We start from the raw sequence: 14071 nt of genomic DNA, 5'->3' as shown, positions 1-14071 counted from the left end.
TCATGCACGGTCTGACGGCCTAATCCTGATCCGCAGGCTGCGGAGTCTCGTCGATAGAATGCCCGGTAAAATTGATGAACACATCATCAAGCCGGGGACGATGATATTCCACGCCCTCAAGCTTGCACCCCAGACGGTTCGTTACTTCGAATAACGCGGGCAAGGCCTTTTCAGGAGCCTCAACGCGAATGTCTAATCCCCGGGCATGCGGTCGGACCGACCGGATAAAGGACAGACCTTTAATCTCCCCAGCCAGTTTTTCCAGCAAGGCAGGCTCGGTGTCACGAAGTGATAGCGAGACTCCGTCTCCCCCTAGTCCGGCCTTCAGTTCTTTGGGCGAACCAATGGTTCGAATCCTCCCACCATCAATGATGGCGATTCGATCACATAACTGGTCAGCTTCATCCAAATAATTGGTCGTCATCACGATCGTCATGCCCTGTTCACGTAAACGCCGTACGTATTCCCAGACATTCAACCGACTTTGGACATCTAAGCCAAGCGTTGGTTCATCCAAAAAAAGGACTCGTGGGTTTGGCAAGAGACCACAGGCAATATCGAGTTTTCGCTTCATACCTCCGGAATAGGTTTTCGCCACTCGATCTGCGTGATCTTCCAAGTCCACCAATTTGAGTAACTCTTGAATACGTCTGACAGATTCTTCCTTCGGGAGATGATAGAGATCTCCCAAGAGCAGCAAATGCTCACGTCCGGTCAAAAATCTATCAATCGCCCTTTCTTGCGGCACATAGCCGATAAGTTGCCTGACGGTATCCGCCTCGGTCAGGACATCATGCCCCAGAATCGTCGCCTTTCCACTCGTGGGCTTGAGGGTCGTGATGAGAATCCGAAGAGTCGTACTCTTACCGGCTCCATTCGGGCCGAGCAGACCAAATATTTCTCCCGTATTTACCGTGAGTGATAAATCTTGGACGGCGGCCAGATTCTCATACGTTTTGCACAGACCTACGACTTCTATCGCAACTGATGAGGTAGTCACAGAACCTATCCTTGAGCGGAGGACTGAATATCGGCGAGTTTGAACTTGAGGAAGTCTGCTAAGCGGCGAGCACGTTGGGTGAGATGCCCTGCTTCGAGCAAAAACTGCTTTTCATTCGCTGTCAGATCCAACCCGGCTGATAAACTGTTGACCAAGACACCATCGTTCATATCTTCAGATGAAATCAGTTGACTCAGGTCGTCGGCCTTTTTCTGTCTCAGATAACATTCCGCCACGTCAATCAGTTGCGCCCGTACCGAAGGTTCGAGCTTTAATGATTCGATGGTATCAGGCAGAACTTGAAGCTTGGCCTGACGATAAGATGTAGTGACGGATTGTTCAAAATACCGGCAGCGGCTGAGTCCTTTCAAGATAACATTAAACCGTCCATCTGAAAGTGAATTGACACTGACCAGGCGTCCCACACATCCCAGGTCATAAATAGGAGGGGATTGATAATACTGACTTTCCCACCCGTCTTTGAGAAGTGCCATTCCAATACAATCACCCCTGGAAGCCGTATCCTCGACCATTTCTCGATAGCGCGGCTCAAAAATATGAAGAGGCAGGTAGGTGTGCGGAAAAAACACCACATTCGGCAGCGGGAAAAATGGGACGACTTCAGGGATTCGAAAGGTCCCAATGGGAGTAGAATGAGAGTCTGAAAACATGAGCTACGATAGCCGAGGGTTTTCTTCAATGTCAACGCTAGCAACCGAAAGCTCATCTCGCCAAAATCGTTCGTAACACATAATTTAAAAAGATTTGCGGATGTTCAGACTCCATGCTATAAGCCGGCCAAGCCGGCCATGCATAATTCGCCTCATCTCGCTTCAGAGTCTGCCGTTTTTCGTCCACTGGGTTTTTCCCTGTGCCTCACCTGGGCCATCACATCGATCCTGCTTGTTCTCTTTCCTCCCAATCTTTTGGCCAAAAACGAAGCAAGAGAGAGCCCATCAACCTATCAACAGGCTCAGCCTGGATACACATTTCAATTTCCCCATGATCATGGCGCCCATGAACGTTTTTTGACAGAATGGTGGTACTTTACAGGGCATCTGTTTACAGCCGATAAACGACGCTTCGGCTATGAATTGACGTTTTTCCGACGTGCGGTGGACGATGACCGCGTCCACACTCATCCGTCTCAATGGGCCATTCGCCAACTCTACCTGGCGCATTTTGCGTTGACCGATGAACAGAGACAAGACTTCCGGTTTGCCGAAAAAATCAGTCGGGCAGGGGTGGGAAAGGCAGGAGCCAAAGAGGGATTGCTCCACACATGGATCGATCGGTGGTTCGTGAAGGCGACTGATAACGAGCATAAGACGTTTCATCTTCACGCTCAGGCGAAAGACTTTGCCGTGGATTTATTTACCACAGCCTTAAAACCGCCGGTGATTCACGGGCGCGGAGGCATCAGTCAAAAAGGAGCCCGATCAACCCACGCATCTCACTATTATTCATTGCCTCGACTCCAAACTCGCGGCACGCTTCATGTTCAGGAGCAAGAGTACTCCGTCACGGGAACCAGCTGGATGGATCAGGAATTTGCCTCTTCGGACCTGGAAGATGGGCTTGTCGGTTGGGACTGGTTTAGCATTCAACTTGACTCAGGTCACGACATCATGACCTATTGGCTCCGTCAGGAAGATGGCACGTTCTCATCGGCCTCTAGCGGTACGCTGATCTTTCCTGATGGCTCTTCCCGTCACCTCACTCGAAAGGACTTGAAACTCACGATTCTGGATCACTGGAACAGTCCACAGAGTGGGGCACACTACCCCAGCGAATGGACCCTGTCTCTCCATTCGCCGCCCATTCAATTGCACATCAAACCCCTCACAGCCAACCAGGAATTGCAGACCACGAAAAGTACCCAAGTCACGTATTGGGAAGGGGCTGTGGATGTCTCCGGAACGTTTGAACAGACTCCCGCTTCCGGCATGGGGTATGTTGAATTAACAGGATATGCTGAACCGTATAAACCAGGTTCTTGAACACTCATTCCACACCGTCATGCATTCTGGACAACATTATAAGATTGCCTGTGAGCATACGGCCTCAAAGCCGAAGCGAGTCAGACCGTGGACGCTGAATTTGGGGCTGGTTTTCCTCCTCTGCGGTATAGTGATGGGCTGTGGCGAACGGAGTAATACCGTCGTCTCCATCGCGCTTAATCCCACCAAGTCGAACATCCTCTATATCGCCACCGATGAAGCTGTGTATAAAACGCGGGACAGCGGTCAATCGTGGGAACGGTTTGAAGGCGAATTGAAAAGAACCCGTGTGATTAGTTTAGCCATAGATCCGCAGCTTCCGGCGAATGTCTTCGCCGGCACCAATGGGGACGGGGCGTATAAGAGCCCGGATGGCGGCCGTAGTTGGCATCAATTCAACCAAGGGCTTCAACGAGGCACCATTTCCTCCATCGTGAATCAAATCGTGTTTCACCCCGGCGACTCTCAAACGCTCTACGCCGCGACGACCGTTGGGATCTTTCAAAGTTCGGATGGAGGCAAGACGTGGGAACCTCGTCTCTCCGGTATGACCGAAATTAATTTTGTCGTTTCCCTGGCGATTGATCCTCACCGTCCGGAGATCATGTACGCAGGAACGACAGGCGGAGTCTATCGAACGAAAAACAGCGCGGAAAACTGGGTTAAAGTCACGGAGGGGATGGTGGCGGCCGACGCGAAAATGGCTTCGATGGCCATGGGGGTCAATAGTCTTGCCATTGACCCGAAAAACCCGCTGATCGTGTATGCGGGGACGACCCAGGGTCTGTTCAAAAGCACGAATCAAGGAAACAATTGGACCAAGGTTGGCGATGCCCTGGGTGCTGGGTACGTGAGCGAAATTCAACTCGATCCATCAAACCCTGACACAATCTATCTAGCCACGAGTCAGGGCGTGAAAAAAAGCTTGGACGGTGGTGAAACATGGTCGCTCAAAAGCTCTGGCCTTGAAGCCACCAGTATTCGCAGCGTAAAAATCGACCAGAAAAATCCGAAGACGCTGTATATCGGGACGAACGGAGGAGGACTCTACCGAACAGAAGACGGCGGAGAGACATGGACTCATCTTCCGCTGACCGCCGTCAGAAAATGACTCATGTTCTGGGAAAGGCTCAGAAAATAGGCAGGAGCTTGCTATTCGACCGGCCTTAGATAAATAACGTCGTTTCCGCACCGGCCGAAAATGAGAGAATCGCGGGAAGGCCCATCACTTCATCCACATTCTTGGCCACGGCCTCAGAGTCTACGCCCATATACTCGAGTCCCGCACTACAGGCCACGAGTCGAAACTGCCCAACTTGACGGGCTTCTTCCAACATCTCGGTAATCAAAGGCACCTTACGCTCTTTAATGAGTCGCGCAACCTCTGAGGAATGCGACTGATATTCCGGCGGAAAGTCCAACTCATTAAAACGCCCTTCAGCTAACTTTTTAATGGTCCAAAAGAGCAAGACTACCGTCACATCTTTACCCATCGCGGCGGCTGTTAATCCTATAGTCGCGACCTGATGGAGTTTGTCATACGTGGCGTTGTGCGAAAAGATAATAAACCTGGGCATGGACATTTCCATAGCAATCCATCACACACGGCTACAAACACGAAATCTCATGAGAAAAGGCCTTTTTGGCAGGATTGAACGCCCAGAACACGAAATCGATTACCGCCGGGAGGGATGAATCAGAGGTTGGGATTGCCGCCGTGTGAGCGACCATCCTTCCTCTTCGAACATCAAACAACATTTCAACCGGCCACAAACACCGATTCGATGACTATCGCCTCCGTTCCAATGCCCCTCGTGACGACCGCTTTTATTGGGATTAATCGGCTTAAAATCCGTGAGAAAACTGGCACAACATAATACCAGGCCACAGGTATCGACCCCACTCAATCTTCCAGCTTCCTCACGACTCGAAATCTGTCGCATCTCGATGCGGCATCCAAATTGCCGGGCCAGATCTTTGACGAGTTGCCGGAAATCGACGCGCCCGTCAGCCGTATAGGTAAAGGTCAATGTTCGTCGCTGAAACGAACTGTAGACTTCCACGAGTTTCATGTGGAGCTTTAAGGCCTCGATCCGTTCAAGGCAGAACGTGCGGCCTTCAGCCACGATCTTTTGATGGCGGTCGATCGTTCGCTCGTCCTCCTCAGTCGCCTTTCGCACCGTTGACCGCATGACTCGCATGGGAGGCGTAAAGGGAAGGAGCTGAAGAGCCGTGTAGACCTTTCCGTACGTTTGATCATTGTCTAGCGCCAGGATGACATGATCCCCAACACGCACGGAATGATCATCTGTCCTCGTTTTCTTCACTTCTCCTTGATCTCGTACCTTGACGCCAATGACCGCGACGGTTTCCGGAAAGGGGATATCGCTATCTTGATCTTGGTCGAGTTCTGACATGATCGTGATCCTTTTGAAATTCGAGAGTCATTCTCAACAACGAACGATCCTTATCATACCTTAGTCTCTGGTGGAGTCCAAGTTCAAAATTAAGCATAAAATCAATTAGTTGTTAGCGAGTCTCATTGTGGAAGAAATCCTGTGGCGATTCCTTCCCGCCCGTCACCGGGACGGTGCGGGCCGGCTCAAGAATGACGGAAGCGGGTGGTCCTGCTGGAAAAGTTGAACGGGTGACAGTGCTTGGGAACAAGGATGCACGTGAACAGCCTCCCGCTCGCCAATCCGAAAAATATCCAAGGCCTGCGCGTAATGATAGCCACATCCCACCGGTTCAAGGGAAGCGCGAAGGGAATCGGGTTGATCCCAATGGGCCGTGATTAAGGCCGTGCGCGCGGGATTTCTGTGACTGAACATGAATGACAAGTGATCCGGGTACCAATCGGCTCCGCCGGTCGCATAGGAGACGAACAATTTCGCCTTGGCTGTTGCACAAAGATCGGCCAAGTATTGATTCGTGAGGTATCCGTTCTCCCCCACATCCAGCCATGTCCCAGGGTGCGCCAGGCAGGCATGGGCCGTATAACTCCGCACCTCTTTAAGCTGCTGTTGAGAAGACAAGACGATGGACAAGGGGCCATAGCGTACGACAAGGTCCTTGATGATGCCGTCTTTTAACGCCGACTCACCGGCGTTTGTCGGCCCGCTGTCCGCATGAACGAGGATGTTGTGACCACGGTCGGCAATGACATAACAATTGCGCGGCAACACCAAATCACAGGGATCTTCACCATAGAACGGCACGGACGCGACCGCTCCACCGTCAAACTTCCAGGTATCGCCATGAGCCATCTCTGTCACACGGTTAAAACCGAACTCTCGTAAAAGGGAAAGGTAGTCGTAATACAAATGTTTCCGATTCTTCCGGCTGGGGACAAAAATTGGAATGTCTTTGTCCAGATGAAAGAGGGTGCGTGGATCGACATGATCATCGTGATCATGCGTCAAAAAGATCGCCGAAGGCTTTGGTAACAGATTCATCCACAGAGAAGGAACCGGAGATTCGGCAAACCAGGGCATCAACCACGGATCGACCCAGAAAAATTGATCCCGTTGGCGATACATCACGGCCGCATGTCCAAGATGAATAACGTCTCGATCCCGCGTATGTTCCAACCACTGCTGGCGGACCGAGGATGTCGAGCTGACCGCTAAACAGTCACTGTCACGCAAGAGTTCAAAGAACTTCGTCAGGTAACCCTCCATATCCCGTCCTGACGCCGTGGCCACCGTTCGAATCTCCGACACCGTTCGAGTGCCATCCAGGAACCCCAAAAATTTTCCGACCATCGGAGCGATGGGCCGTTCAAACTGCCATGGGATCGCATTGCGAGTCGCCACGTTAAAAATACGGAGCCCCGCGTAGGCCATGGTCGCCGACAGCCGGGTATCGCGGGGATAAGACCACTGAAACGTTCCGTCTGCCTCGCGGCCACATTGAATATGAGCCGTTAATTGGGGGCGTGAAGCCACCACTTCGGCGTAAGCGTCTTCAAGACGACGCGGGGTCGCTGGGTCGTCCAACGAAGCCCGGTGAGCCATGATATCGCTGATGGCAGTCTCGACCGAACTCAATAATATACTATGAACTTGATGCAGGCTCTCCACGACTTGAGGGTCCACCCCTCCAAGAAACGGTAACGGCCCGGGAGGTTCCGCGCTTTCTAACTGCACCCACACCCAGGGATGCAACCCGATATACTGATTAGGCTGAAAAATATCCCACGTGCTCATTGATCGATTCGTCGCTCGTCGTGTGTGACTGGTCTCTCGTGGAAACAGAGACCGTTTCCCGTTTGACGCCTCACCGTTTACTTGGCCTCCTGGCCCGCCACAGATGGTTCGTACAAAACCTGAACGACATTGCCATCCGGATCTGCCAGGTAAAAAGAATAACTTCCGTCCCGGTGCGCTTTCAGCGGTTTGACGATAGGGATATTTTGCGTCTGGGCCCGGGCAAACATCTCTTCGACATGGGAGGGGGACTCGTACAAAAATCCCAGATGATCTAAAAATTGGTTTTTCTGGTCAGCGAAAGCATGGAGGGATTCGCTGGGAATCTGGTGAAGCGCAAGATTGTCAGACCCCGAACTCAAGTAGACGCTCTGCGAATCCGGCTGCCATACGACCTTCATGTCGAAGAGTCGCTCATAGAAAGGCTGGGACACTCGTATATCCTTAACATTGAGCGCCACATGTCGAAGGCCCAGCATACCTGGTTGGCTCATCGCGCCCGCGAACCTCCTCTAAGAGAGTCCACTCTTGAATCGCTTCGTGATCGCTGGGCATCATAGCTACCGCCTGGGGCTGGGGCAACCCCTCGATAGCGCGTGCTATAATTGACTCGTACTCAGATCTTGTATATGCCGCCATCTCGCAAGATGGCCGTGAACATAAGGAATATAAGGGAGGAAGCGATGAACAGGAGAAGTTTTCAAAAAATCTATACTGGCTCGATGCTCGCGGGCGTTTTTCTCATACTGCTTATATCAGGAAACGTTTTCGCAAAAACCGATAACCCATCGGAAATCATCGGGAAGGATACCGCGCCCATGGTTCTCGTGCCTGAAGGAGTGTTTCCCATGGGTGTCCCTGATTCCGCCAGGGATGGTGGAGTCGATGAACGGCCTAATCATGACGTATTCCTCGATACATTTTATATCGATAAGTATGAGGTGACGAATGGCCGATATTTACAATTTGTGACCGAGACTGGTCATCGCACCCCGCAGCACCCCACCGATCCGACCAAAGGACTTTGGAAAGGGAATATCATGCCTGAATCAGTCGTTGACCTTCCGGTCATCAACGTGGATTGGTACGATGCCGACGCATATTGCAAGTGGGCCGGCAAGCGGCTCCCGACCGAAGCCGAATGGGAAAAGGCAGCCAAAGGCCCCAATAATTGGCGATTTCCATGGGGGGACGTCGAACCGACGGACAAACACCTCAACTACAACCAAGTCACCTGGCGCGGAGAAGCAACACTGGTTCCTGTCGGAATCTATGAAGCCGGGAAAAGTCCATACGGCGCGTACGATATGGCAGGAAACGTCTGGGAATGGGTGGCTGATTGGTATGACTCGCAATACTATTCGAAAAGCCCGGACCGCAATCCCAAAGGCCCGCAAACAGGTGGATACAAAGTCCTCCGAAGTTCCGGCTGGCAGGGAGAAACCCCGCAAGCCCGTATCTTTACACGCATCATGAGCAAACCGCTCGACCGTAATCACTCAACAGGCTTTCGGTGTGCGAAAGATGCCGGAAAGTAGATCGACGTCTACGGTGGCATGAGCATGAGTCAAGTCTTTTGCAGTGCAGGCTTGGCTATGACGGCACCAGGCAAGTCTTCCCCTAATAGATGGAGCAGATGAAATTCCTGCGATTGTTTGATGCCTGCACGCTCGGCAAGATATTTTCGAAGAGGGCCTTCCGGGAGCAAGTTGGAAAAAGGTAAGAGGTCAAGTCTTTTGTTGTTGCATTCTTCCTTGACAGTTGAAGCTCAGCCGCTTTGATGGAAATGAGGGGCACTGATAGGTGAATGTGACTCCAAGGCGAAGGTGGGCTTGTTCTTGGAACGGTGTCAGCGTTCAAGCTTGAGGAGGACCATGCCTACTGAAACGATCGATCAAGAATATAACAACAAAAGACTTGACCCATTTCTATTTCCGGCAATGCCAAACTTGATCCCACATTCCTGATGGCGGATGTGGAGGTTGTTGCCACGTACAAGCTTTCTAACATCAATCGTAATAAGCTCGAACATCTCATTCATCGGATTTTTGATCCGGCAAGACTTGATATTGAAATCAAGGATCGCTTTGGAAATCCCGTTGTGCCGCGCGAATGGTTTCTCGTGCCGATCTTTGTGATCGACGAGGCTGTTGAGCGCATTAAGGATGGCACGATTACAGGATTTCAGTATGATCCAGTGACTGCATCGTTAACGCAGGCAGTTAAATAAAAAACTTGCTGGAAAAATGGGCCAAATATCGTGAAATAAAAGATACTTTGTGAAGACCCAGGAACGAAGTGAACAGTTATTGTGGAAAATATCATTATGCCTTCCTAAGGACAGGAGAGCATAAGTGGTGAAGAAATTTAATTTGCTTGATTCGTATGAGAAACCCTACCATATGCACGATGTTGGCGATGATAGGAGGTCTTCATGAATAACGGATTAACCTTACTTGGTCTTTCACTTTCAACAGGCGGCGCTCTGCTTCTTTTGACATTCGACATTAGGGAACGCACAAGAAAGTCGCTGCGAACTCAAAAGCTTGCTGATATAACCAATGAGCTAAAATCGTGGCAGCGAAACCTCACCGATGCAATTAAGTCCGTAGCCAGGACAAACGAACGGCTCGGCTACGAGGCATACAGTGAAGAAAAAGAGACAGGTTCGATTCGGAAGAAACTTGACTCTCTTCAGGAGGAACGCGAAAAACTGGATGACCTAAACTTCCAGGTGTTGGAGGACATCCCGCCTCTTACGCATCCAATAGCCTACGTCCTCTTGGTTATGGGATTTCTTTTTCAAATGCTAGCTTTGGAATGGCAGGGGTAGCGGGAAGTTTGATGAATGATAAGATAACATATGGAAAATTACTCCGGGCCTACTCCCTCGTTTTGAGCGCATTTCGGACAATAGATCATCGAACCGTTCCATATAGTCCAAATCTGCTCTTCGTGTCCACTCCCGTCTACTTCAAGTGCACAATCACAACACTCTGCTTCTGGTTTACGCTGCAATAAATCAGATGCTGAAAGATACCTGGCTCCCATAACATCGCCCTTTATTTATTTTTCTTGGTTATTAGTAGGCTAACTAAAGTCACTCAAAATTTATAGGAGGGAAAGGAAAAAGACCGCAAGCTTAATGCTTGCGGTCCTTTGGTGGATTTGGATCGTTCCCATAGCTATCGCTGTCGCGAATTCTTCCATCCGGACGATGGATTACGACTTCAACTCTGTCTTCTTTGGCAGTACCACGAGCCTTATCTATCGCTGCTCCTTGTGTTCGGTGACGTGATGATACATTGGCAGACCCCTCACGTCGGGTAGCCCACCCAAAGTCACTGTGTGGCACTACATGAATGTCTCTTTTCTTCCCCATAATCCTTTTTCTCCTTTGAAAAGATTGTAGTGGTAATTAACGGCCCGGGGCGTAAATTGGGATTCTCCAAGCCCGAAGGCCGTAATCCTTAGCCCAGAGCACTTCTCCTGTTTTTGGATGCTTTCGCCAAGTGCGAAACACATAATACAGAACCTTTCTTGTCTCGTTTGTAAAGATGTTCTGATCGATCACGTACATCACCTCCTTCTAATTAATAATGCTGACGAATTCCCATTTTTTGCCGTTTACATGAAAAAAGAACCTGAAAATGGCAAAATTTCATATCCCGGCAGCAGAATATTTCACCAGGGGGAGGCATGAAGCTTTAATTGGAACGATATTCCCTGACACCCGAATCAAAGAGAATGTTGGATGATGCCAACTGGGAGGAGATTTATCCTCGGCTCCTATACTACGTCCAAATGAAGGGTGGGGCCTTGAAGTGGAGAAGTGGGAACAAGTCTGATTTCGCTCAAGGAATGAAAGCAGAGGATTTAGTGCAAGAGGCTATTAAAAAACTTTTCAGCGGTGAACGGGTTTGGGATCACGAAAAAGACCCAGATTTAGGAAAGTTTTTAATGGATTCAGTTCTTAAGAGCATGGTGAGCAATCTGGTTAGGTCTAAGGACAATACTAGTGTTCAAATAATTCCAGAAGAATCAAATCGGCCCTTGGAAGAAATCGTTCAAGTTGCAAGACCAGAGGATGACCACGCTACTGAACTCATGGTTCGGACCAAAAATCCTGAAGAAATTGCTCTTGAAAATGAGGAAGCAAGAGAACGAGAAGAAAAAGAGGAGACTGCAAAAAAAATATTGAACAATTTAATGGATCTAGGAAAGGAGGATACGGAGGTTAATTTAATCTTAGAATGCACTATGGAAGGAATAAAAGAGCCCCGCTTTATTGCCCAAAAAACTGGGCTATCGGTTAAACAAGTTAATAATGCACAAAAACGATTTCGACGTTTATTGGGAAAAGTTCGCGGCGAACTAAAGGGAGGTGTTGGCTATGAGTGATGAAAAGCGTCATGAGGCCAAGACCGACAGTGATTGGCTGGCCAATATCTATGACATGCTTGCTGAGGACGATACTCTTTCCCTCGATGATGTGAAGGAATCAATAAGAGAAGAGGGTGATGATCCTGATGCCTTGATTGCTCGGGGGATGGAATTCATCGAACAACAACGACAACTTGCGACCCAACGTATGCTAGAAGAGGCAAGGGAAAATAAAAAAGCTGCACTTCAAAATGTTAGAGAAATCCCCAGGCACAATCTTAGTTTTGACCAGTTGCGAGAGAAAGTAAAACTTGCTTGGTCGAGCCTTTCAGAAGCACCTGGCGGTACCCTGCAAGCGGCATATCGAAATTTGGAAAACCTCACGGAGCAAGATTTACATTCGCTGCTCAAAGATTTAGAGCTTGTTTCTGAGTTGAATAGGGAAGAAAAGGAAAAGGAGACTAGCCAGGGAATGGTTTACGTTGATAGAGGTGCTGGTGCAAGGCGAGCCAGAAGTATTATTCATGAGTACAGGATTCGCACTCCTAAAGAAATCGATGTTGAGGGTATCGCAGGACTCAAGAATGTTTGTGTCCGCGAGGACATTCTTGAAGGATGTGAAGGACGCCTTGTAAGAAAAGGAAATTGTGGAATTATTACCGTTAATACAAATACCCGTGAAGTAGGGAAAAAACGATTTACGATTGGCCATGAGCTAGGCCACTTTGAATTACATGGCAAAAAAACTTCCTCATTTATTTGTTCAAAAAAAGATGTCCAGCTTTTAGGATTTTTTAATGTTTCGCCAGAAACTGAAGCCAATGAATTTGCCGCAGAATTATTGATGCCCGAAGACATGTTTAAGCCTCAATGTGCTCAAACTGCCCCTAGTCTTAACCATATTCAATCTCTCGCTGATGATTTTCAGACAACGCTAACGGCCACAGCACTGCGGTATATACAATATTGTCCTTACAGATGTGCAATAGTAGTTTCAAAAGATAATAAAATTAAATGGGCCAAAGAAAGTGAGGATTTTGGGTATCGGTTGGAGTCTGGCCAAAAACTTGATCCAGATTCCTGGGCTACTGATTTTTTTAATGGGGCGAATCTGAGTCGGGAAATGCAAACTGTACTTGCAAGAAGCTGGTTGCAATATGGAAGAGTGAATTCGACGGCGTGTTTATCAGAACAATCGTGGGGTTTCCCCAATTATGGGGAAGTTTTAACGTTACTTTTTATAGATGATTCATTTGATGAATAAGAAAAAGGTAGTTTTCCAATCAATACGATGTTATCAAGAATTGAGTGATAATATTAATTACGACAAATCAACCCATCTTTTGCCAGGCCGTTCAAAGACTTACTTTTCAGTATCCTTCACCGCGTTATCTAAATAGTCTCACCAATCGTTTCGGCCATTCATTTCTTTTATAATCGCGCCATGAGTATTTATGGCAACAGACCTTTCAAACAGATCATAATGGGGATAAGGGGGTCAAGTCTTTTGTTGCTGTATTCTTCCTTGACAGTTGAAGCTCAGCCGCTTTGATAGAATGAGGGGCACTGATAGGTGAATGTGGCTCCAAGGCGAAGGTGTGCTTGTTCTTGGAACGGTGCTCGCGTTCAAGCTTGAGGAGGACCATGCCTACTGAAACGATCGATCAAGAATATGACAACAAAAGACTTGACCCATTTTCAAATTAGCGAGAGGGAACGATATAGAACTTTTGCTTGCCGCTGATACGATACGTTTCGAAATCATTATGATCAATGGTGAATATCGTTGTGAGGGATTCTCGCTTGGCAAGATGAACTAAGGTCGCATCTGCAAAATCCATGGGGCGATCCTCATACTGTTTCATCAGTCGCTCAAGTGCTGGCATGTCTTGGTCCGTGATTGGGAGAACGGTAATAGCGCCTGATCTTAATGTTTGCCAGGCAGCAGCAATGCGTTGTGGATGGTCATCGAGAAAATGGAACAATTCCGCAAGAACAGCGGATGTCGTCGCTAAGGGTAACGGCAGACTCGAGAAAGTCTCTACACATATCTTGTGCCAACGATCACCACGGTCTAAAAGGGCAACAATTGGCCCGGTATCAATCAGGCCTTTGGGTTGCACGCTTTTGCCTTAACTTCGCACGAACTCGTTCTCGTACCTTCTCCGAACCCTTTGAATCGCGACTCCGGAATGCGCCGAAGGTTTGAGAGGCCGCTTCATGGAGGCGCTGTTGCACTTCTTCGTCGTCTGGTGAGGACTTCTTGTAAAGCCAGTCTTGAACAATCTGTTCAAGAAGCTGTGCAATACTAGTCTGCTCTGTTCTTGCTGCCTGCTCAAGATCCTGCTTCAACACAGGATCGATACGCCAACTATACACCGATGATTTGCTCATGCACTACACTGTATTTCAATACTACTAACTTGTCAAATAAAACAGAATCAGGTTCTATTATCTGGAAGAACAATAATGATAACTGG

General features: G+C 48.8%; 16 protein-coding genes. 7 read left to right on the top strand and 9 right to left on the bottom strand.

Translation table 11 applies throughout. The features are described from left to right. Window positions 1-19: 19 nt before the first annotated feature. Entirely contained in the window at window positions 20-1000 is a 981-nt protein-coding gene (locus tag MRJ96_05940; protein MDR4500975.1) for an ATP-binding cassette domain-containing protein, read from the bottom strand. Window positions 1001-1005: 5 nt separating this feature from the next. Further along, the gene (locus MRJ96_05935; GenBank protein ID MDR4500974.1) at window positions 1006-1671 is read right to left on the bottom strand and encodes an LON peptidase substrate-binding domain-containing protein; all 666 of its coding nucleotides are present in this window, start codon (window positions 1669-1671) and stop codon (window positions 1006-1008) included. 138 nt (window positions 1672-1809) lie between these two features. Between MRJ96_05935 and MRJ96_05930 the strand changes: the two genes are divergently transcribed. Next, window positions 1810-3000, top strand: coding sequence for a carotenoid 1,2-hydratase (locus MRJ96_05930; GenBank protein ID MDR4500973.1), 1191 nt, complete (start codon window positions 1810-1812; stop codon window positions 2998-3000). Next, the gene (locus MRJ96_05925; protein ID MDR4500972.1) at window positions 2972-4111 is read left to right on the top strand and encodes a hypothetical protein; all 1140 of its coding nucleotides are present in this window, start codon (window positions 2972-2974) and stop codon (window positions 4109-4111) included. Before MRJ96_05930 ends, MRJ96_05925 begins: the two co-directional genes overlap by 29 nt. 55 nt (window positions 4112-4166) lie before the next feature. Here MRJ96_05925 and MRJ96_05920 read toward each other — a convergent pair whose 3' ends face one another. The 4 genes from MRJ96_05920 to MRJ96_05905 form a co-directional block, all read right to left on the bottom strand. Next, window positions 4167-4577 carry a hypothetical protein gene (locus MRJ96_05920; GenBank protein ID MDR4500971.1) on the bottom strand — a complete coding sequence of 137 codons (411 nt, stop codon included), beginning with the start codon at window positions 4575-4577 and terminating at the stop codon, window positions 4167-4169. A 99-nt stretch (window positions 4578-4676) separates the two neighbouring features. Then, window positions 4677-5417, bottom strand: coding sequence for a PSP1 domain-containing protein (locus MRJ96_05915; protein MDR4500970.1), 741 nt, complete (start codon window positions 5415-5417; stop codon window positions 4677-4679). Between the two features lie 162 nt (window positions 5418-5579). Continuing rightward, entirely contained in the window at window positions 5580-7208 is a 1629-nt protein-coding gene (locus MRJ96_05910; GenBank protein MDR4500969.1) for an MBL fold metallo-hydrolase, read from the bottom strand. Window positions 7209-7285: 77 nt separating this feature from the next. Continuing rightward, entirely contained in the window at window positions 7286-7702 is a 417-nt protein-coding gene (locus tag MRJ96_05905) for a VOC family protein (protein MDR4500968.1), read from the bottom strand. A 189-nt stretch (window positions 7703-7891) separates the two neighbouring features. Here MRJ96_05905 and MRJ96_05900 point away from each other — a divergent pair, with 189 nt between their 5' ends. From MRJ96_05900 to MRJ96_05890, 3 genes are all read left to right on the top strand, one after another. Then, a complete protein-coding gene (locus tag MRJ96_05900; protein MDR4500967.1) occupies window positions 7892-8746 on the top strand; it encodes a formylglycine-generating enzyme family protein in 855 nt (284 codons plus the stop codon). A 428-nt stretch (window positions 8747-9174) separates the two neighbouring features. Next, window positions 9175-9438 (top strand): GIY-YIG nuclease family protein, encoded by a 264-nt coding sequence (locus MRJ96_05895; protein MDR4500966.1) that lies wholly within the window; start codon window positions 9175-9177, stop codon window positions 9436-9438. A 204-nt stretch (window positions 9439-9642) separates the two neighbouring features. Then, on the top strand, window positions 9643-10041 hold the full coding sequence (locus MRJ96_05890; protein ID MDR4500965.1) for a hypothetical protein: 399 nt from the start codon (window positions 9643-9645) through the stop codon (window positions 10039-10041). A 309-nt stretch (window positions 10042-10350) separates the two neighbouring features. On the opposite strand, the gene MRJ96_05885 is transcribed toward MRJ96_05890, so the two are convergent. Further along, complete coding sequence (locus tag MRJ96_05885; GenBank protein ID MDR4500964.1) at window positions 10351-10590, bottom strand: DUF2188 domain-containing protein; 240 nt, start codon at window positions 10588-10590, stop codon at window positions 10351-10353. Window positions 10591-10955: 365 nt separating this feature from the next. Between MRJ96_05885 and MRJ96_05880 the strand changes: the two genes are divergently transcribed. Continuing rightward, entirely contained in the window at window positions 10956-11609 is a 654-nt protein-coding gene (locus tag MRJ96_05880) for a hypothetical protein (GenBank protein MDR4500963.1), read from the top strand. Next, the gene (locus tag MRJ96_05875; GenBank protein MDR4500962.1) at window positions 11602-12855 is read left to right on the top strand and encodes an ImmA/IrrE family metallo-endopeptidase; all 1254 of its coding nucleotides are present in this window, start codon (window positions 11602-11604) and stop codon (window positions 12853-12855) included. Before MRJ96_05880 ends, MRJ96_05875 begins: the two co-directional genes overlap by 8 nt. A gap of 439 nt (window positions 12856-13294) precedes the next feature. On the opposite strand, the gene MRJ96_05870 is transcribed toward MRJ96_05875, so the two are convergent. Further along, window positions 13295-13714, bottom strand: a complete 420-nt coding sequence (locus tag MRJ96_05870) for a PIN domain-containing protein (protein ID MDR4500961.1) — start codon at window positions 13712-13714, stop codon at window positions 13295-13297. Next, on the bottom strand, window positions 13692-13985 hold the full coding sequence (locus MRJ96_05865) for a hypothetical protein (protein ID MDR4500960.1): 294 nt from the start codon (window positions 13983-13985) through the stop codon (window positions 13692-13694). The genes MRJ96_05870 and MRJ96_05865 overlap by 23 nt, the downstream gene beginning before the upstream one ends. Window positions 13986-14071 lie beyond the last annotated feature (86 nt).

The organism is Nitrospirales bacterium (assembly GCA_031315865.1).
Classification (GTDB): domain Bacteria; phylum Nitrospirota; class Nitrospiria; order Nitrospirales; family UBA8639; genus JAGQKC01.
The sequence above is the reverse complement of the archived record's forward strand: the minus strand, read 5'-3'. Positions and strand labels throughout refer to the sequence as shown.